Origin of the sequence: Leptospira limi, from assembly GCF_026151395.1 — a bacterium.
Lineage (GTDB): Bacteria > Spirochaetota > Leptospiria > Leptospirales > Leptospiraceae > Leptospira_A > Leptospira_A limi.
Genome location: NZ_JAMQPV010000001.1, coordinates 42,558 through 62,872, shown reverse-complemented (window position 1 = coordinate 62,872; position 20,315 = coordinate 42,558). Strand labels below are relative to the sequence as shown.

Genomic DNA, 20,315 nt, shown 5'->3' with positions numbered 1-20,315 from the left:
ATAAAGACGGATGGAATGCTATAAAACGAATCACAAAGGTTTGGTTCGTTTTAAGTAATAAATCCGTTTCCCTTCATTTCGTTTTTCCGTCTCAAAAAATGAAATGGGAAATCCAGGCCTCTCAAATTCGTATTCTTTGTCCTTCCATAAAAACTCAGGAAATTTTCGAAATAGGGAGATGGTTTTTCTCGCATAGGGACCATAGTCTGTCGCAAATAAAAGTTCACCACCTGGTTTTAACAAACTAGATATTTGTTGTATCATATGAGGTTGCATCAGTCTATTTTTATGATGCTTTTTTTTTGGCCATGGATCGGGAAAATTGATAATGATTTTGTCAAAAATTTCTTTCTCAAGGAGTTCATCGAAAAACCATTGGAAGTTAACGGTCATATAACGAATATTTTCCAAACCTAACGTTTTTCTTTGTTTTTCGGTGTGGATGATGCGGTTTACCTTTTTTTCCATGAGTAGGTAACCTGTTTGTTGGTCATTTTTTGCCAATTCAATGGCAACTTCACCCCAACCAGAACCTAACTCCAAAACAAAGTTTTTGGTGTGAGCAGGGAAAGAATTTTTTAGGTCGATTTTTTTCCCGCGTTCGTTAGGTTGCAGGAGATAGTCAGACTTGTAGGAAGATCTAATGGTAAACTTCCAAAGTTTTTCTTGGATTTCTGGATTAACTAACAATTGCTTTTCTTCCGATGATTTAATGTCAGGATTTTTAAAAGGAACTAGATGAAAATAACTCTTTTTGGTGTGCGAGGTAGTCTTCCCACTCCGATTTCAAAACAGGAACAACGAGAAAAAACCTTAAAGATTCTGCATTTAGCAAAAGAAGAGTGGAAAAAAGACCCAAACGGTTTTTCCGAAGAGGAGTTTTTAAACCATCTACCGATCCCTCTCTCACAAGACTTAGGTGGCAATACAACTTGTGTTTTTATCGAAGGTGATGGTGGAGAAAGAGTGATTTTGGATATGGGAACAGGGTTACGAGTACTCGGAAACCAGCTGGCATCTGAAGCCTTTAGTGGAAAAGAGATGGACATTCATATCCTTGTCTCACACACACATTGGGATCATATCCAAGGATGGCCATTTTTCAAACCAGGGTATTCACCCTCAGTGAACATACATTTTTATTCTTGTATTCCCAATTTAGAAGAACGTTTGGAAAGACAACAACACCCTGAAAACTTTCCAGTTACCTTCCAACAAATGGCTTCTAAAAAACATTTTCATTTATGGAAAGAATTTGAATCTTATATGTTAGGTGGTCTAAAAATCATTCCTTTTGGACTTCGTCACCCAGGTTCGTGTACGGGTTACAGGATTAGAGAAGGTAACAAGATATTTTTATTTTGTACGGATGTTGAATACCGTGAAGAAGACAGAGAACATCTATTAAAGATGAAACCCCAAATTGCTGGCGCAGATCTTATCATCATTGATGCACAGTATAGCACTTCCGAAGCAGAGAAAAAAATAGGCTGGGGGCATACAGCTGTTAGTAAGGCTGTTGAATTCGCAGAAATGATGGAAATTCGATCAGTGGTTTTAACCCACCATGAACCTGACCATACTGACCATGAAGTGGCAAGGATCATCTTAGACGAAGCACGTTTACTAAAACCAGGTGGTATGCAAGTACACATAGCACATGAAGGCCAAAAGTTTATTTTATAAGAATCGGTACCATTGATTATTCGTTAATTAAATAATTGGAATGGTAACCTTTTGCTTCCCCTGAATATTCAGGGCATTCTAATTTAAGTTCTGCATACCAATGGATTTGGTAGGGTTTTGCAAAAAACAATTGGATGAAAAATCGTAAAAAAGAAGAAATATTTTCCAAGGCACTCATTGTTGCAATGGGACGAGTTCGTTTTACATTCAATCTACAAGTTTCATTTTGGAAGTATAAAATTTCCGATTTTGGAATCGTATAACCGGAAGTAGGTTCTTTTTCCCATTCTAAAACTTCTACCCTCTCAACTGTTCCTTCTAAGATTAAATTTCCTGAAGGATTGAGAACAGCAACTCTACGGAAAAATTCACCTGGGAAATTAGAATTTCCAATAAAACCACCTGTAAAAATTCGATAATTGTCTTTTGTTTGGGAACGAACCAGTTCCCATTTTTTGGAAAACTGATAAACTGCTTCATTGGTAAGGATATGTTCTAGCCCTCCAACACCTTTTACTTCTTCTGTGACATCTTTGTATCGAATGGTTCCTGTGACACTGGAGTAGGAAAAAGGGATGTCTGCTTGAACGAATTTTCCTTTCTCTATTAAAGGGAATTTACCTTTGGAAATGGGGACATTGCCTCTACGTGGTTTGTAATCCAATTTGATTTCCCAATCACCGTAGTTCATATAAAACGAATACACTCCGTTTTTATATTCCATCCAGTTTTCACCACTTCGTTGGTAAAACTGTCCTTTTTTAAATTCATACTCTTCTGCATCAAATTCGCGAGTGGAATAAAATACAGGTTGTTCTTTGGTTTTTAACAGTAATGAGATTCCATTGTTGAGGGAACCTGGACCAAAATTACTCACAAGAAAGGTTGCAAACAGATTGTACTTTTCATTCCGAAAGGTAAAATTCCAACCTTGCAGGTAACCTTCTTCAGGGTAGTGTTGTGTTTTAAAATCTTCAGCAGAAATGTTTTGGGTTAAACTCACAAATACCAAAACAACCAAGAGGAGATTACCAATGTTACTCTTCCATCGCACCGACAAAGACTAATAGGACCTGAAAAAAGAAGCAAGGTTTTTCTTGGGGATTTCCTTTAAATGGACAAAAGAGTTGGAACGGAGATCGAAAAGAGATCACCCAAACACACTAAAGAGAACACAGGGTGTTCTGTATTTCCAATTTGTCGTAAACGCTCTCTTTCCTCGGCAATACCATCTACATGGATCCAAGTTTCCGTTTCCTCATTGGGTAAAATGCGGCAAGCTACCTGGTATTCGAACTGGCCAATCTTCGCAAAAAAGATTTGGACAGAGTTTGGATCAGAATCGGCAAGAAGGCGCCTAAATCCAAATTGTTTGGACTTGGTTTCCCCTCTCATTTCGTAATAATGGTTTAGAATCCTTAGGATGTGTAAAAACTCTTCTTTTTTCGAAACCAATTCATGCCAGGATAAATCATTGTCATTCATACCAAAGGGAGGTAAACGAGAGAGTGACTTGGTTCTTAAAAAAGGATTCTCACTTGAAAAATACTTTCCCCTATCCAAGATGAACGAAACAGACATGGTCACGGAGATCTTAGAAATATTCTGGAAAGAGAAACTTCGGTTCGCCCAATACTGTTTTGATGAATTGGCTAAAATGGATGCCAAATCCTTCCAAGAAAAAGGGAAAACCGGGAAATCAACCCTTTGGGTGTTAAACCAAATGGTATCCTATGACAAAACGTTTCGGTTTTATTTGCCTATCTCACTCAAACTCAGTGGTTTTTTCTTTTTCCATAGTTTCAAAGACCAGGAAATCGAAAAAGATTTGGAAACCATTCGCGATCGTTATACTCCTCCTGCATTTCCGGCTCATTTTTGGGAAATTCACATTTCAGAAGCCAACCAATTAAAAATCAAAGCAAATGATCCTTTTGTAGCCGAACATTGTGAAACCTGGAAAGAAGTTTTACTCCAATTAGAAGCGAAACTTTCTCTTGTTTCGGAATCGGACGCTTATAGAAAAAGATATACATCCTTCACTGGAATCCATACCATTTCAGGAGCGATCAATAATTCGACAGAGTTCTGTCATTATATTTGGAATCGTTATATGGGAAGTCCCAATTAAGTTTTATAATTTTAAAGTTAAAATAGTATGAGTTTAGGAGAAATCAATGGGAAAAATTAAAGTAAAAACACCGTTAGTCGAGTTAGACGGCGATGAAATGACAAGAATCATCTGGAAAGAAATCAAAGATCGTTTCATTCACCCTTACTTAGATATTACATTAGAGTATTATGATCTCGGTGTAGAATATCGTGATAAAACGGATGACCAAGTAACTGTTGATTCTGCTAATGCGATCAAAAAACACGGTGTTGGTGTGAAGTGTGCGACAATCACTCCAAATGCTGACCGGGTAAAAGAATACAATTTAAAACAAGAGTGGAAATCACCTAACGGAACAATCCGTGCAATTTTAGATGGAACTGTATTTCGTAAACCAATCATTATCAAAAACATTCCAGCGGCAGTTAATTCTTGGAAAAAACCAATTGCGATTGGTCGCCATGCATACGGTGATATCTATCGTGACGTAGAGATTCTTGTAGATGGTCCAGGAAAAGTAGAACTCGTTTATACAGATGCATCTGGAAAAGAAAAACAAAGACTACTCGTAAATGAATTTAAAGGTGCAGGTGTTGCTCTTGCGATGCACAACTTGGATGAGTCTATTAAGTCTTTTGCAAAAGCATGTTTCACATATGCATTATCTGAAAAAATCAGCATCTGGTTTGCAACAAAAGATACCATTTCAAAAAAATACCATGCTCGTTTCCGTGATATCTTTGATACGATGGCAAAAGAACAAGAATCTGCAATGAAAGCTGCAGGTATCACTTACAGCTATTACCTCATTGATGATGCGGTTGCACAAATCATGAAAAACGAAGGTGGTCAACTTTGGGCTCTCATGAACTATGATGGTGACGTGATGAGTGATATGGTTGCTTCTGGTTTTGGATCTCTTGGACTTATGACTTCCGTTCTTGTGTCCCCAGATGGAAAATACGAATACGAAGCAGCTCACGGAACTGTGACACGTCACTACCGTAAGTATCAAAAAGGGGAAACTACTTCTACAAACTCAGTAGCATCTATTTTTGCTTGGACAGGTGCCCTTGCAAAACGTGGAGAACTCGATGGAACTCCAGATGTAGTGAATTTTGCTCACAAATTAGAAGAGGCAATCATCGAAACAATTGAAGGCGGAGAAATGACAAAAGATCTACTTTCCCTTTCAACAGCAGCAAAGAAAACAGAATTGGATACTTTTCAATTCATGGAAGCTGTACAAAAACGTTTGGATGCTAAACTCAAATAAACAATACGATTCACCCTGTCATTTGGCGGGGTGAATTTCTTTATTTTCTTGCCTTCTTTCTTTTTCCTTATCCAATAAACATTCCATGACAAACGAATCCAAGTCTTTACTCGATAGTTTTATGGATTGGTATTTGGTAGAACTTCCTAAAATTGATTCTCCGGCTGTTTTATTCCATTCTTATATTCAATACTTACAATCTTTAGGTTTTGATATTATGAGAGGGAATATGGGAACAAAAACTTTACACCCCCAAGTCGAGACGATGGCATATCTTTGGGCACCAAATTCCCAAAAAGAACTATTTGATGTTCAGGTAAATTCGTTATTCCATTCAAGTTCACTTTACGAATTTCCAGATTCTTCCATTCGAGTCACCAAATTTAGATTAGGTTCTATACAGTCTTCACAATTTACAGCAAGTCCTATACATTATGTTTTAACTTCCAAAAAAACATATTATTATCAGTTTGATCCTAGTAAAAAAGGCGATTATCCTTATCCTATTTTGGAAGAATTAGCACCTTTAGGTGGAACTGGGTATTTGGCAGTACCTGTCATCCAAAAAGGAAATAGTTATGCTTTTTTAAGTTTATTAACGAAAAAACCAAATGGATTTAATGAAACAGAAGTAGATTTTTTAACAAAATCTTTAAACCTAATTGCGTTGAAGTGGTGGACTTTTATCCAATCAGAACTCACAGAATCCTTACTCAGTATTTATTTGGGGAAAAGAACTGGTTCAACAGTATACTCTGGCAAAATTTATTTAGGTGAGTTAGAGAATATCCAATCAGTAATTTGGTTTTCAGATATTCGAAATTATTCTGGCATAAGTGAAACCCTTCCACCTGAAGAAGTTATCAAGTTATTAAATGATTATTTTGGTGTAGCGATTCCTCAAATTGAAAGATTTGGGGGAGAAGTGTTAAAGTTGTTAGGGGATGGTGTCCTTGCAGTATTTCCCTACAATGAGAAAAACAAATTGGTTGTAGGCAAAAAAGTGTTACTCGCAATTCGTAAGTTAGGTGAATTGTTAAAGCAATTAAACCAAGAAAGAGAAAAAGAGGGTAAAATTTCAATCCATCATGGTGTCGGTTTGCATTCTGGTGAAATCTTGTATGGAAATATCGGATCTATGGATCGTTTGGATTTTACTGTGATTGGAGAAGCTGTTAATTTGACGAGTCGGATCGCAGGTATGTGTGGTGAGTTAGGAAAAGCAGTTCTTGCCTCCGAAAACTTGGCCAAACAAATTCCGGTTAGGTGGGAAGAGCTTGGCGAACATAAATTGAAAGGAATTAGCTCTCCAAAAAAAATCTATGCAATTTCGGAGAAGAAAAAATCAGTTCGGGAATCAAACTAATCTTAAGCTGAGGGAGAAATACATTTCTCCCCTTGGTAGTACTTTTTAGATAGGTTCTTATTTCATGTAATTTATCATCAATGGAAATAAGATACTAACGAACAATGACCCATTTCCCTGCAATCCGACTCAAATAAACGGGAATCGCTGCACCTTTTTTGGAAGTGATAATCGGGTCTCCTTTTTTGTTTGTGATTTCAAGAATTTGATTGTTACAAAGTAATTTAAATTGAGTTTCTGATGGATTGAGTTTCCATGAGGACCCGATTGATTTAGTCATTCCTTGAATTGATTTTAATTCATCAGCTTCATTATAAGGGTAGTATCTAACTTCGGATGTATCTTTTGCTCGAAAGGAAGTCGCAGACAAAATCTTTTTTGCATCTTTTGTATTGAGTACTTGGGTGAATTCTTTTAAAAAAGAGATAGCGGAATCCTCCAATTCTTTTGATAGACTTAAAGTTTCTGCTTGTTTCCACAGCTCACTAGGTGGGGAGAATGGGGTTTGAAACGGAATTTCAATCCATAAGCCCATTTGTTTTGGATTTGATTGGTTGTGTTCAACTTTTTCAAGTAAAACACCTTCATCAGGGAATTGGCCTTTCTGACCAATGATGAGTTTTACTTCAGCTTCACTTGGTAATCCTGAAGTTTGTTTTTTATTTTGTTTTCGTTCTGTGAATCGGATTCTAATTTTATTATCGCTAGGTAAGATCCAATAGTTGATATCAGCTTGTCCTGATGAATCCTCGTTCGATAAACCACTCCGAACATCATATCCATTCACTTGTATTTCTAAATTTACGGAGTAGTTTTTATAAGTGATGATGTAATATCCTTCCTTAGGTGGACCTGGTGGAACAGGTTTGTCTTCCGATAAAATTGGTTGTAAGCTTAAAATCGATAAGAGTAACAAAGTTGCGATTCGTTTCATTCTTTAGTCTCCATGAATGGTAAGGGAGAATTTTACTGAAACACTAAGTAATTGTCGATGTAAAAAAAATAATAGAACAAGAAATCTAGGTGGTGTTCCCAATTTTTTGCAGTTATGGAAGGAATTTTTTACCTTTTCGATCAAAGAAAAAATTGGTTTGGACGACGTTACAATGGAATCTTCCATATTTTTTGGCAGGGATCGGGTGGTTACAAGAAGGGCAAAGAACCGTTTTGTTTTGGAATGTAGTCAATCGTAAATTATGTTCCAGTCTATCCAGATGCTCAAACTAAAGTAGATGGGCACATCTTTGAATGCTATTTTTCAAATACTAATGTATTTTACTTGCAGCTGTTAGATTATTTTTTCTAAAACCATAAATAAAAGAAGAATGTGAAACCTAATAAAATTCCATACAACCATTCATCTCGTTTGCGAAATACAGAAATAAGGGTTTGTTTCTTTGATTTTTTGCGATAGGTAAGTATCAAAGAAGAGAGGATAAATAGTAAAAATCCCAATACCGCGATCAGGAATTTTGAATTAGCGAATTGGACACGAAAAAAAATAATGAGAAAAAATAGGATGGAAAAGACGGAAAGACTAATCAAAAAGAAATGTTGATTTTGTTTTTGTGGGTTTTGGTTGAATGGATTGAATTGAATCAGTCCTTGGAGTGAATTGTCCTTTGGATTCTTTTTGTATTGGAGGAATGCGGCCAATGCTAAGACAAAAAAGGCAAAGTGAAAGATCAGAAAGACTCGGTGTAAAAAATTTAATTCTTCGCCAAATGTGAGTTTAATGAAATCAGGTGCATAGTTTGTATATAGATAGGGGCTTAATAGGGAAAGGAAAGGAGTGAGAAGGATTGTCCCGCAGATTGCTTTGGTGTTGATTTTAACATTAAAAATTCCAAGTAAAAAAACAACCAGTAGAGCTGGTGTGAAGTGAGAACTTTGATTGGATAACTCAATAAAGAAATTTTTCTTAGAATTGGGATCAATGAGAACGATTGCAAACACTGTTACCAAAAAAGAAAATAATAAAAGAAACATTCTACCCGATTTCATTTGTCTTTCATCAGAAAGTGATTCTCCTTTTTTTTCAAAGAGTGGTTTGTAAAAATCAATGGTGAATAATGTAGCCGCTGAATGTAACATGGAATCAATACTTGAAAAGATTGCTCCTAATAATCCCGCCAGGATGACTCCAATGAGTCCGTAACCAACAGGAACAACTAATACAACTAATTTGGAAAAAGCTTCATCAGGAGCTATATTTGTCGTTTCCCCAAGGGAAGACCAAATTTGATACGCAGCAATCCCGGTTAAGATCGAAAAAAAAGGGACGGTGAGTTTTAATAGTCCACCGACTAAAATCCCATAACGTGCTTCCCTTAGCGATTTTCCTCCTAATGTTCTTTGTACGACATATTGATTTGTATTCCAATAAAATGTATGTAATAAAAATAACCCACTCAGCGCTCCCGTCCAAGGAAGAGTAGGGTGGTTTGGAGGTAAGTACAAATTCATTTTACTCAGTCCGTCCATTCTACTTTCTTCTTTTGTAAAAAGCTCAAGTAACCCACCAACTTCGGGTCTTGTAATCGAAAGATAGGCGAGTACAAGACCCGATGCTAAAATTAAAAAGGTTTGGATCACATCTGTGTATACTACTGATTTTAATCCACCAAACCAAGTGTAGATGGTAGAAGTAAATGCAATCCAAATGACAAGTTCCGTGTAAGTAACCGACATACCAAGGTTTTGCAAAAATGGTAAAAAACTACGTGCTCCGATGTACAAGGCTCCAGTCAGTTGGATGGTAATGAGAATCAGCGAGATAGCGGAGTATATTTTTGCTGTTTCTTTTCCAAACTTTTCCTGTAAAAATTGGGAGAGAGTAAAAAACTTTTTTCTTCGGAATAGAGGTAAAAATACAAATGCCAAAAGTACAATTGCTGGAATGGATCCGAATTCATAATGACTTTGTGCAAACCCCACTGAAAAACCGATGCCTAGCATTCCTACCAAATGGTTTGCCGAAATATTCGTGCCAAAGAGAGAACCCGCAATTCCCCACCAGGGAAGGCTTCTTCCTCCAAGGAAATAGTCCTTTGATGAGGATTCTTTTCTACCTGCAACCATTCCTATCCCAAGCACAAGTAGGAAGGTAAACCCAAAGAAAAGGATATCAATTGTTGTGATCATTGTCAGGAATGGAACCGCCAGAATCGATTTTTTCTAAAAATAAAGCAAGCGATAGATTTTTTGAAATCCCTCTTGTCGTTTCTTGGTATCTCGGTTTCTATTGGCAACAATGAATCCGATTCCCAAAGCACCCGCCATTCGATCCGAAGACACGTCTGTGGAAGTTGCCTGGTTTTGTGACCTATGCAATGGAGATTATGAATTTTTAGGAGTTCCAGATGGGAACTTACGTTCGAGTTTCGAACATTGTGCCGACATCATCCGCATAGCAGATGAGTTGGGGTATCAAAATATTCTATTACCTTCTTCTTACCAAACAGGACAAGATACTTTAACATTTGCTGCTGCAGCATCTCAGTTTACAAAACAAATTTCTCTCCTAACGGCGATTCGGTGTGGAGAAATCCATCCTCCCATGCTTGCAAGAACCCTCTCCACTTTGGATCATATGCTAAAAGGAAGGCTCAACATCAATATCATCTCTTCTGATTTACCTGGAACAGTCCGTGATTCCAAAACGAGATATGAAATCTCAAAGGAAGTGATCCAAATCTTACAACAAGGTTGGACACGGGATCACATCAACTTTCAGGGAAAACATTACCAATTGGATTTAACGGCAGATCCAGTGAAGTCATACCAAACAAATGGTGGTCCCTTACTTTACTTTGGTGGGATTTCAGAAGATGCACGAGCATTATGTGCTGAGTTTTGTGATGTGTTTTTGATGTGGCCTGAAACGGAAGAGAAACTCGCTGAAACGATGAAAGACTTAAGTGAGCGTGCAGATAGTTTCGGGCGCAAAATTGATTTTGGTCTACGGATCCATTTGATTGTCAGAGACACTGAAAAGGAAGCAAAAGACGCCGCAAAACGTTTGTTATCAAAAATTGATATTGAAAGAGCTAATGATATCAAACATAGAGCACTTGATTCAAATTCCGCAGGTGTTTTACGTCAAGATGAATTACGTAAGTCTGCAGATTCTGATTTGTTCATCGAACCTATGATTTGGTCAGGGATAGGACTTGCACGATCTGGTTGTGGTTCTGCGATTGTCGGAACACCTGAACAGGTGTATGAAAAAATCCAAAGGTACATCCAGATGGGAATTCGCGCATTTATTTTTTCCGGTTATCCGCTCATTGAGGAATCAAAACTATTCGCGAACAAAGTGTTACCAAAATTAAAAACAGTGAATTTTGCAGAAGCACAAGGAAGGAAACCCAAGGGTATTCCTGTCACACCTCTGACAACAGGAGAAAGAAAATAATGGTTCCGCAAATTAATTTTCCCAAACATAATTTATCCATTTCTCGTTTGGTATATGGGATTTGGAGGTTACATGAAGACAAGCATGGGTTTGGTGAAGATCGAATTTATGAAAAAATCAATTTATGTTTGGAACTTGGGATCGATACATTCGACCATGCAGATATTTATGGAGATTTTGAAAATGAAGAACGTTTTGGAAAAGTATTAAAGAAACACCCAGACTTAAAGAATAAAATCAAAATCATTACAAAATGTGGGATACAAGTTCCAGGTGCCAAATATCCAACCAAACATTATAATACATCGAAAGAACATATACGATATTCGGTGGAACGATCTTTGCGGAAGCTGCAAGTTGATTCTTTGGATGTGGTGCTCATTCACAGACCCGACCCACTTATGGATCCAACTGAAATGGCAGAAGTTTTTGATTCTCTGGTTCTAGAAGGTAAGGTCAAACATTTTGGAGTTTCTAATTTTACTCCTACACAATTCCAAATGGTCCAATCAAAATGCAAACGTCCTCTTTTCACAAACCAGGTGGAGTTTCATCTATTTTACACTGAACCTATGTTTGATGGAACCTTTGACCAAATGATTGAATCTGGCATCCATCCTATGGTATGGTCTCCTACCGCTGGTGGAAAGGTATTCTCACCGCAAACGGAAACGGAAATCAAAACCTCAAACAAAATACAGGAAATTGCAAAACGATTAGGTGCAAGTATCGACCAAATTGTATATTCATGGTTTTTGAATCACCCTGCAGGACTTGTCCCCATTTTAGGAACCAATGATTTGGAACGTATCAAATCTGCAGCAGCATGTTTTTCTTATCCATTAACGCGAGTGGATTGGTTTGCCATTTTGGAAGTGGCAAGAGGTAAAGAAGTAGCTTAAACCCATTTGATTCGAAAAACAAAATTTCTGAGTCACTGAATCGAAACAAATATTTTAAGATCGTCAATTTTTTCATTTTCTCTTTAAAAAGGAGTTTGACATTTAAGTAATATATAACCAAATATTTATATAACTAATTAGATATGCAAACTCTGGACGCAACATTTTCCGCACTGGCTGACCCCACAAGAAGGGCCATTTTGATGCATCTGGCAAAAAAAGACCTAACGGTGATGGAACTTACGAAGCCGTTTCAAATGAGCCAACCAGCCATTTCGAAACACCTTAAGATATTAGAAGAAGCTGGACTCATTACAACAACAAGAAGGGCTCAGGAAAGGCCACGTAGGTTACAAACTGCCCCTCTCAAAGAAGCTGTGGATTGGATGGAGAAATACCGACAAATGTGGGAAACACGGTACCAGGCACTCGACGGGTTATTAGACGAATTACAAAGAATACAACCAAAAGGGGTGAAGAAAAAATGAATTCAAAACAAAATGAAGTGAAGATGATTCGGAAAGGTGACAATGAGGTTGTTTTCCAAAGGTATTTCGATGCACCTAGGGAATTGGTATTTGAGTGTCACACCAAACCTGAGTTAATGAAAAAATGGCTCATTGGACCAGAAGGTATGGTCCTCGATACTTGTGAACAAGACCTAAGAGTTGGTGGGAAATACCTTTATCTTTATGCAGATGAGAAAGGAAATAAATCAGGTGTGTATGGAACCTTTCGCGAAGTTGTTGTTCCAGAAACCCTCGCCAACACAGAAAATTACATTATGGATATGGCAACATTTGATGCAAATGCTCCGGAAGATCCAAATGCCACTTTCGAATCACGCACATTCACAACAGAAGGAAAACGAACTCTGATGACACATGTCTGTCGATACGCTTCACCTGACATTTGTAAAATGATGGTGGAATCGGGTGCCGCAGATGGGATGGCAGAATGTTATTTGGAGTTGGACAAATACCTCGCAACAATTACGTAGGGAAAAACTTTTATTACTAAAAACCAAGGCATTGGGAATCCCTTGGTTTGATTTTACCAAGGGATCTCTTTTTTATCACGAAAGAATTTCCCTGTGGGTCCACCATCGGGTAGGGTCGCTGCCCATACTATGGTTTCAGCACCTTTTTCCACTGGCCTAGTTGCATTTGTCCCACCCATATCGGTTTTCACCCAACCAGGGCAAACGGAATTGATTTTGATATTTTTTCCAACACCTTCTGTACTGGAAAGGTTTGTCAAAGCATTGATGGCCGTTTTGGAAATTCTATACGCTGGATAACCACCACCCATATCAGAAAGTTGTCCCATCCCAGAGCTAACATTGACTATACGACCGTAATTGTTTTGGACCATCATCGGTAAAAAAACTTGGATCAGCCGAAATGGACCAAATAGATTTACCATTAAGGTGCGGTGTAAGTCTTCCGAAGTGGTTTCAAAAAAGGAACCTGGGTCTGTAAAGATCCCTGCATTGTTAACTAAAATATCCAGACGACCAAAACTTCCGGTAATGATATCGTGAACTTCATTGATACTCTGTTCTTTGGAAACATCGAGAGAGATGATCTCTCCTTTGCCAAAGGATTTTACTTGTTTTAAAGTATCTTCTGCATCAGAAACATTTCTGGAAGCAATGAGAACATAAATTCCTTGTTTTGCCAAATCAATGGAAACTTGTTTCCCAATCCCTCTGTTGGCACCTGTCACAAGTGCAATTTTTTCTTTACTCTGGTTCATGGGAAACTCCTTCAAATCTTGTTTCGCGATCTACATCAAAAAAAGTTATTTAACTTATTTAGTTTTCAGTAATTCTTTTAACCAAACATCTATTTGTGATTCGATAAACACTTTATCAGTGATCACCCATTTAGACATAAGGACATGCATTCCGTTTTCGACTGCGACTTTTTTATTGAGTGGATTTGGTGTTTTATCTAAGCCAAAGTTGGCATAACCTTCCAACATTTTGGGAACACTTGCTGTTGGATCTTGTTCTTTTTCATTTTTGTAATAATATAATAATAAAGCGGGAGAAGTCACCTTTCGATATACATCTGGAACTGCTGCATAGTTTTTGAGATCATTTACTCCCACAAGTGCAGCAAAGTATTGTTCCGGATACCAATAGTTGTTTCTTTCAGGAAGCACTTTTGGATTGTTATGTGATGAAGCTCTTACTTTTCCTTTGAGTAAATGGATGAAACTAAGTCCACCTGGATAATTAAGAATATTCAAACTTCCATCCACAGGTGCATAAAAGGGATTGGCAAGTACAAGTCCATCCACTTCTTCAGGGTATTCGGATGCAAGCCATGTCGCAAGTAGTCCTCCCATAGAACTTCCAAACACAATTACTTTGTCTCCTTGTGATTGCATCATATACAATGCTTCACGTGATGCATCCAAGTAGTTATTAAAATTTTGGTCTCTTTGGTCTTCTTTATTTGTTCCATGACCTGGTAGCCTGAGTAAGTAAGTGTTGGCCTTATACTTTTTTGCCAATTTTTCCATTACCTCCTCACCTTCTGCACGAGACGCACCAAATCCATGGATGTATAAAAATGCGAGAGGAGTTTTTTTCCCAAAACTGATATAACGTTCTTCGTTTCCAGGTCTATGGTTTTTGCGTTTACTTTCGTTTAACTTTTCTTGGAAGTATACCTCAAAGTTCGCATAACTTAAGTTTGCTTTCGGTTGGTAATTGGGTCGTCCTGCGCAAGAAACAATCGCAAAGGTTATTGTGATAAGGAGAACAGAAGTGATCTGTCTCAGGTTGTGGAATAAAGAACACGATTTAGCCATACAAATGGAAAATTTTACAGTGTATTTGCTTTCTTGTAAAGAGAGAAAAACCCTTGGCACAGGAAGGGTCGTACGAAAAAAGGTAGTAAATACCCCATTCTTAGAAGGAACATCCCGGAATGTATAGCCAATTCACAGAGCAACAACTTGAAATCAGAGATTTAGTTCGTAACTTCGTCAAAAAAGAAATCCCGCATGAAGTAGCCTTGCACTGGGATGAAAAAAACCAACACCCAACTGAACTCATCAATAAAATGCGTTCCGAACTTGGAATCAACGGTCTGGTGATTCCAGAAGAATACGGTGGATGGGGACTTGGAGCCATTGAGCAGTGTTTAGCCATCGAGGAATTGTCTCGTGGATGCCTTGGAATCGCTCTAGGGTTTGCTTACACTGGTCTTGGTATCCTTCCTATCCTAAAAGGTGCTACTCACGAACAAAAACTCAAATGGCTTCCAGACATCGCTGAAGGTAAGTTCGGAGTTTCTTTCTGTTTATCAGAACCAGGTGCTGGATCTGACGTTCCAGGAATGACCACTCGTGCCGAGAAAAAAGGTGACAAATGGGTCATCAACGGTGCAAAACAATGGATCACTGGTGCATCTGATGCCCAAGCTTTTACTGTATTTGCTTATACTGATAAAAACCGTGGAACACGTGGAGTTTCTTGTTTCTACGTGCCACGTAATACAAAAGGTCTTACAGTCGGTAAAAAAGAAGATAAACTCGGAATCCGTGCATCTTCTACACACCAAGTTATTTTTGAAGATTGTGAAGTGAGCGAAGAACAATTAGTAGGAAAAGAAAACCTCGGTTTCGTTTACGCACTCCAAACATTGAATGCTTCTCGTCCATTTGTAGCAGTAATGGGTGTGGGTGTGGCGCAAGCAGCACTTGACCACGCAGCACGTTATGCTCGTGAAAGAGAGCAGTTCGGTGTGAAAATCGGAACTTTCCAGGCAGTACAACACATGTTAGCTGATATGTCTATCAAAGTTGAAACTGCAAGAGAAATCACTTACAAAGCAGCTCGTCTTTCTGACGCAAATGACCCTAACCTTCCAAAATACTCTGCAATTGCAAAAGCATACGCATCTGAGTGTGCTGTTCAGTGTGCAACTGATGCAGTTCAAATTTTTGGTGGATACGGATACACAAAAGAGTATCCTGTTGAGAAATTAATGAGAGATTCAAAAATCCTCACGATCTTCGAAGGAACAACTCAAATCCAAAAGAACGAAATTGCAGCTTACGTAATCAAAGAAGCAGCTTCGAAAAAAGACTAAGAGTTTCAAACCGAAATTCTGTTGAAAGGGAGCCTCCAGTGATGGGGGCTTTTTTTTTGGGGTGGTACAGGTTGGATGTAGGTATCCCCGCCCTGATTGGGTGGGGTGTGTCCACCCGCCACCCAATGACTCCCTCTTACACCACCCGCCGAATTCCTCTAGCGAAAAATTGAATTTGCAAATTTCTATTTTTAAAAGTTCATCTTTTGGCAATGAAGAAACCAAATATGAACTTCCGATGGATAGTCACACATGATTCAAAATCCCAATCTTGTATGGACCAACTTTGGTTAGAAATCCAAAATCGATATGGCTTCCAGGCACCAAATCCAATGGTATTCTCTGATTTTTTACCACCCAGAGGTAGATTCCTTTTAGCGGAAGAGTTGGGAACAAATGCGGTAATGGGATCTGTCGCCTATACCAAGTTTAGTGATACACAATGTGAATTGGATTCCGTTTTTGTATTTCCCAGTTTTCGTAAATTGAAAGTCGCATCATCTTTGTTAGTAGAGTTGGAAAAACAATCTGCAAAAGATGGCTATACTTCCATGATTTTACGTGCAGGTTCTCCGCAACCAGAAGCAATTGCGTTATATAAAAACTATGGTTTTTATGAAATCCCTGCCTTTGGAAAATGGACCACTGATCCAACGGCCATTTGTTTTGAAAAAAAAATTTCCCAAACAATTCTTTAAGATTCTGGCTGCCCGGGCGGGCTCTTACAGGGTGCGCTCACGCTCCCGTCCTTAGTTCGTTACCACTCACCAAGGACTAAACCCTCCAGATCCCTGGCAGGATAACCATTCTTATGAACTTTTTTTCCTAAATTCTATTTCTGATTCGGTAATCTGTAAAAAAGTGGCTGACTTAAGACTTCTTATATTAGAAACTCTAAGTCCCATTTGGACCGGTAATCAAAGTGACTAGTATCCCAAAAGAACCATTCCCTGGAAAATCGCGAAAAGAAGATCATTACCTTCGTATCCTTCGCCAAATGGAAACATTAGGGAAACTGGGTCATTGGGAATTTGATTTTATCACTCAAACCATACATTGGTCTGAAGGTATTTTTGTTATTTTAGAAATGGATCCAGTGGAAATGCCCATCTCACTTGAGTTAGGTTACAACTATGTCCATCCCGACGATCGAGAAAAAGCAAAACAACATATGGAAGATGTTTTTAAAAAAGGGATTCCATATAATTTAGAGTGTCGCCTTGTAACAAAAAATGGCACAGTTCGAACCATTCACAGCCAAGCAGAACTAGTTCGTGATGATTCGGGTAAGCCCATTCAAATTGTGGGAATATTCCAGGACATTACTGACCGAACTGAATCCTACATACAACTCAAACAACAAGAATTACGACTCAGTTCTATCTTACAATCTGAACCAGAATGTGTAAAGGTTGTTTCCCCTGATGGAATCCTCATTGAAATGAACCCTGCTGGGCTCAATATGATTGAAGCAGAAATTCCAGAGGATGCGATCGGAAAAAAAGTAGAAGCATTAATTGAACCATCTGACCTTAGATTCTACCGAAGTCTTCATGAAAATGCGTTAAAAGGAATCAAATCAAGTGCTCGTTTTCGGATCATTGGTATGAAAGGAACACATCGTTGGATGGAAAGTACCGCAGTTCCTCTAACAAACCAAAAAGGTGAAATTACATCCGTATTAAGTTTAACTCGTGATATCTCTGAAAAAGTGATCAATGAAGAAAAATTAATTCGTATCAAACGAAACCAAGAAGCACTCATCAATGGAACATCGGATCTCATTTGGTCTATTGATACAAACTTTTGTTTGGTGGCTGCAAACCAATCTTTTTTAGATGTCCTCAGTTTTTTACAACAATACCCCGCTAAGGAAGGTGATTCTGTTTTAGTAAAAACTGCTGGCGAAGAATTTTATTATAAATGGAAAGAATACTATGAAAGAGGACTCTCTGGTGAATCCTTCACTTCTTTTGAAAATTTCATAAGTCCAATCACTCATGAAGAAGAACATAGAGAAGTTTCATTTAATCCCATACGAAATGTAGACGAAAAAATAACTGGCCTTGCTTGTTTTTCTAAAGATATCTCCAGTTTAATGCGTAAGAGTAAGGAACTGATCTTAAATGAAAAAAGGTTCCGTGTTTTAGTAGAAAATGGAGCAGATGTCATCATGATTCTCAATCCGAGAGGCCAAGGGAAATATGTTTCTCCATCAATCACAAAAGTAATGGGTTATACAGAAAAAGAAGCGTTAAGTCTCAATTTGTTTGATGTTGTTCATCCAGATGATTCGCCAAGACTTAAAAAAAGATTATTTGATGTATTAGCATTACCTCTTGGAGGTTCTTTGGCAAGTGAAACCTTTCGTGCCAAACACAAAGATGGATCTTGGAGGTATGTGGAATCAACACTTACTAATATGTTATCTGATGAATCGATAGGTGGGATCGTTGACAATTTTCATGATGTGACCGAAAAAGAAACACAACTAGAAGCGATCAAAACTCAAAACAAAAAACTAAAATCAATTGCATGGACACAGTCACATGTTGTTAGAAGCCCGTTGGCAAGGATTATGGGTTTAACCCAACTCATTCGGACTGGAAGTTTGACAAAAGAGGAAGAGGATAAAAGTTTAGGTTATTTAATAGATTCTGCTAATGAGCTAGACGATGTCATTGGGGAGATCGTAAGAAAGTCCCAAGAAGTGATTCCTCCAGAATTTAATTCTAAAACATAAGGATTTTCACTTGCCACTCTTCTGAATTTGGTTCTAATTCTGTCACCATGGTTCTTTCCACATTTTTATCAGATTTGTTTTTGTCCTTAGTTTCGCTCAGTGTAGCGTATCGTTTTTTTGGTAAATCATCAATCCCATCTCGTTCCGCATTGTATGGGTTTGCGATCATAGGTATCTCCGCAGGACTTGGTTCCATTCACTTTTTAGGCATCAATACACTCGATCCAATCTATCGTTTTTTTGTAGGCCTCTCTGGTTGTCTCGGTGTTCCACTCATCGGGCTTGCATTTTTTCATTTTTCCTTTCGTTCCATTTCGGAAAAAACTTTTTTCCTATTCATTGCTGTCTTTTTTGTTTTGTATTTGGTCTTTGCTTACTTGGCTCCTCTGCCAATTTATTCGACAGTCGTCGGTGGAATTGCAATGGTCATCGTACTTGTCAGTTCCATCATACGTTTTCCGAAGCACAACCAAGCAGCTACGATGGGCATCGTGGGAGCAGTTTTGTTTATATTAGCAGGATTAGTGATTGGTACGAAGGGGTCATCAGGACCTTTCCTGAACGTTGATATCTTTCATGTGTTACTTGCGATTGCAAATTATTGTATTGGTGAAGGAATTCGAAAATTAAGCTAGATCAATATTGATCCTTTCTATAAGGTAACTCTGAAACGATATGGCCTCATCTCCTTCAGAGTCAACCTTAGAAAAAATACTAAAGATCCAAACAGAGCTTACTGCCGCTAATCCAGACATTCCACTTCTATTAGATCTGATCACACTACGATCCAAGGAACTTGTTTCAGCTGAAGGAGCAGTATTCGAATTAGTTGAGGGCGATGATTTAGTATACCGTGCTGCGAGTGGTTCTGCTTCCAATCAAATTGGATTAAGACTAAATGTTTCAGGAAGTTTTTCTGGACTCAGTTTACAATCAAAAGAAATTTTATACTGTGTCGATTCAGAAGAAGACAACCGAGTGAATCGTGAAGCTTGTCGTGTTGTGGGCTTACGATCCATGATTGTAGTTCCATTATACTTCGATTTGGAAGTGTTAGGTGTATTAAAAGTATTCAGTTCAAAAGCTGCATACTTTCATGAAAACGATCTTCATACGCTTAATATGTTATCGGGAACCATGGCAGCTGTACTCAGAAATGCATACCGCTGGGCAGAACGAGAAAAAAGATTACAATCCATGGCCTACTTAGCAAGCCATGATACATTAACTGGAATTTATAATCGTTCTGCATTTTATGACTATTTAAGGAGAGGAATCACTCGTTTACAATCCAATCCAATTTCACTGACTGTTGCGATGTTTGATTTGGATGGTTTAAAACAAGTGAATGATACATTTGGACATGCAGCTGGTGATTTTTATATCGCACAATTTGCAAAACGTTTATCTAACTTGATCCAAGACCAAGATGTATTGGCAAGGTTAGGTGGTGATGAATTCGGATTAATTTTAATGAGTCCAGATCCAAAAGAATCAGTTTTATCGTTTTTATCCAATATTATGAAAATCGTAGAAGGGGAAGTTTTATTTGAGTCCCAAACCCTTCAAATCAAAGCAAGTGTTGGTGTTGCTCATTACCCAGAAGATGGAGCTGAACTGGAATCCTTAATTGCAAAGGCAGATGAGAGGATGTATGAGAACAAACGACAAGGAAAAAAGAACCAATAACCTTAAGGTTCATT

The 20,315-nt window shown here is 38.1% G+C and carries 20 protein-coding genes; 13 read left to right on the top strand and 7 right to left on the bottom strand.

Features of this window, described 5'->3' with window-relative positions:
- Window positions 1-30 precede the first annotated feature (30 nt).
- On the bottom strand, window positions 31-690 hold the full coding sequence (trmB, locus tag ND812_RS00300; RefSeq protein ID WP_265373764.1) for a tRNA (guanosine(46)-N7)-methyltransferase TrmB: 660 nt from the start codon (window positions 688-690) through the stop codon (window positions 31-33).
- 48 nt (window positions 691-738) lie between these two features.
- Here trmB and ND812_RS00295 point away from each other — a divergent pair, with 48 nt between their 5' ends.
- Complete coding sequence (locus ND812_RS00295) at window positions 739-1,686, top strand: MBL fold metallo-hydrolase (RefSeq protein WP_265373763.1); 948 nt, start codon at window positions 739-741, stop codon at window positions 1,684-1,686.
- A gap of 16 nt (window positions 1,687-1,702) precedes the next feature.
- On the opposite strand, the gene ND812_RS00290 is transcribed toward ND812_RS00295, so the two are convergent.
- Both ND812_RS00290 and ND812_RS00285 read right to left on the bottom strand, forming a co-directional pair.
- Entirely contained in the window at window positions 1,703-2,698 is a 996-nt protein-coding gene (locus tag ND812_RS00290; RefSeq protein ID WP_407658527.1) for a hypothetical protein, read from the bottom strand.
- A 98-nt stretch (window positions 2,699-2,796) separates the two neighbouring features.
- Window positions 2,797-3,267, bottom strand: coding sequence for an LIC_13246 family protein (locus ND812_RS00285; protein WP_265373761.1), 471 nt, complete (start codon window positions 3,265-3,267; stop codon window positions 2,797-2,799).
- Here ND812_RS00285 and ND812_RS00280 point away from each other — a divergent pair.
- From ND812_RS00280 to ND812_RS00270, 3 genes are all read left to right on the top strand, one after another.
- A complete protein-coding gene (locus ND812_RS00280) occupies window positions 3,251-3,817 on the top strand; it encodes a hypothetical protein (RefSeq protein ID WP_265373760.1) in 567 nt (188 codons plus the stop codon). The genes ND812_RS00285 and ND812_RS00280 overlap by 17 nt on opposite strands.
- A 46-nt stretch (window positions 3,818-3,863) precedes the next feature.
- Window positions 3,864-5,075 carry an NADP-dependent isocitrate dehydrogenase gene (locus ND812_RS00275; protein WP_100719767.1) on the top strand — a complete coding sequence of 404 codons (1,212 nt, stop codon included), beginning with the start codon at window positions 3,864-3,866 and terminating at the stop codon, window positions 5,073-5,075.
- 85 nt (window positions 5,076-5,160) lie between these two features.
- Window positions 5,161-6,441: an adenylate/guanylate cyclase domain-containing protein gene (locus ND812_RS00270; RefSeq protein ID WP_265373759.1), complete on the top strand. Its 1,281-nt coding sequence runs from the start codon at window positions 5,161-5,163 to the stop codon at window positions 6,439-6,441.
- Window positions 6,442-6,535: 94 nt separating this feature from the next.
- Here ND812_RS00270 and ND812_RS00265 read toward each other — a convergent pair whose 3' ends face one another.
- Both ND812_RS00265 and ND812_RS00260 read right to left on the bottom strand, forming a co-directional pair.
- Window positions 6,536-7,375, bottom strand: a complete 840-nt coding sequence (locus ND812_RS00265) for a hypothetical protein (RefSeq protein ID WP_265373758.1) — start codon at window positions 7,373-7,375, stop codon at window positions 6,536-6,538.
- Between the two features lie 368 nt (window positions 7,376-7,743).
- Window positions 7,744-9,585: an SLC5 family protein gene (locus tag ND812_RS00260; RefSeq protein ID WP_265373757.1), complete on the bottom strand. Its 1,842-nt coding sequence runs from the start codon at window positions 9,583-9,585 to the stop codon at window positions 7,744-7,746.
- Window positions 9,586-9,694: 109 nt separating this feature from the next.
- Between ND812_RS00260 and ND812_RS00255 the strand changes: the two genes are divergently transcribed.
- The 4 genes from ND812_RS00255 to ND812_RS00240 all read left to right on the top strand — a co-directional run bounded on the left by ND812_RS00255 (window position 9,695) and on the right by ND812_RS00240 (window position 12,760).
- Window positions 9,695-10,858, top strand: coding sequence for an LLM class flavin-dependent oxidoreductase (locus ND812_RS00255; RefSeq protein ID WP_265373756.1), 1,164 nt, complete (start codon window positions 9,695-9,697; stop codon window positions 10,856-10,858).
- On the top strand, window positions 10,858-11,760 hold the full coding sequence (locus ND812_RS00250; protein WP_265373755.1) for an aldo/keto reductase: 903 nt from the start codon (window positions 10,858-10,860) through the stop codon (window positions 11,758-11,760). The genes ND812_RS00255 and ND812_RS00250 overlap by 1 nt, the downstream gene beginning before the upstream one ends.
- 143 nt (window positions 11,761-11,903) lie before the next feature.
- Window positions 11,904-12,248 (top strand): ArsR/SmtB family transcription factor, encoded by a 345-nt coding sequence (locus ND812_RS00245; RefSeq protein WP_265373754.1) that lies wholly within the window; start codon window positions 11,904-11,906, stop codon window positions 12,246-12,248.
- Window positions 12,245-12,760, top strand: a complete 516-nt coding sequence (locus ND812_RS00240; RefSeq protein WP_265373753.1) for an SRPBCC family protein — start codon at window positions 12,245-12,247, stop codon at window positions 12,758-12,760. The genes ND812_RS00245 and ND812_RS00240 overlap by 4 nt, the downstream gene beginning before the upstream one ends.
- A gap of 53 nt (window positions 12,761-12,813) precedes the next feature.
- Here the strand turns inward: ND812_RS00240 and ND812_RS00235 are convergent, their stop codons facing one another.
- Both ND812_RS00235 and ND812_RS00230 read right to left on the bottom strand, forming a co-directional pair.
- Window positions 12,814-13,518: an SDR family NAD(P)-dependent oxidoreductase gene (locus tag ND812_RS00235; protein WP_265373752.1), complete on the bottom strand. Its 705-nt coding sequence runs from the start codon at window positions 13,516-13,518 to the stop codon at window positions 12,814-12,816.
- 54 nt (window positions 13,519-13,572) lie between these two features.
- Window positions 13,573-14,643: an alpha/beta hydrolase gene (locus ND812_RS00230; protein ID WP_322113633.1), complete on the bottom strand. Its 1,071-nt coding sequence runs from the start codon at window positions 14,641-14,643 to the stop codon at window positions 13,573-13,575.
- 59 nt (window positions 14,644-14,702) lie between these two features.
- Between ND812_RS00230 and ND812_RS00225 the strand changes: the two genes are divergently transcribed.
- From ND812_RS00225 to ND812_RS00205, 5 genes are all read left to right on the top strand, one after another.
- Entirely contained in the window at window positions 14,703-15,869 is a 1,167-nt protein-coding gene (locus ND812_RS00225; RefSeq protein WP_108960839.1) for an acyl-CoA dehydrogenase family protein, read from the top strand.
- A 227-nt stretch (window positions 15,870-16,096) separates the two neighbouring features.
- On the top strand, window positions 16,097-16,567 hold the full coding sequence (locus tag ND812_RS00220) for a GNAT family N-acetyltransferase (protein ID WP_265373750.1): 471 nt from the start codon (window positions 16,097-16,099) through the stop codon (window positions 16,565-16,567).
- Window positions 16,568-16,800: 233 nt separating this feature from the next.
- A complete protein-coding gene (locus tag ND812_RS00215; protein WP_322113666.1) occupies window positions 16,801-18,612 on the top strand; it encodes a PAS domain-containing protein in 1,812 nt (603 codons plus the stop codon).
- A gap of 47 nt (window positions 18,613-18,659) precedes the next feature.
- On the top strand, window positions 18,660-19,247 hold the full coding sequence (locus ND812_RS00210; protein ID WP_265373748.1) for a DUF6962 family protein: 588 nt from the start codon (window positions 18,660-18,662) through the stop codon (window positions 19,245-19,247).
- A gap of 40 nt (window positions 19,248-19,287) precedes the next feature.
- Window positions 19,288-20,301, top strand: coding sequence for a sensor domain-containing diguanylate cyclase (locus ND812_RS00205; protein WP_265373747.1), 1,014 nt, complete (start codon window positions 19,288-19,290; stop codon window positions 20,299-20,301).
- The last annotated feature ends 14 nt before the right edge of the window (window positions 20,302-20,315 follow it).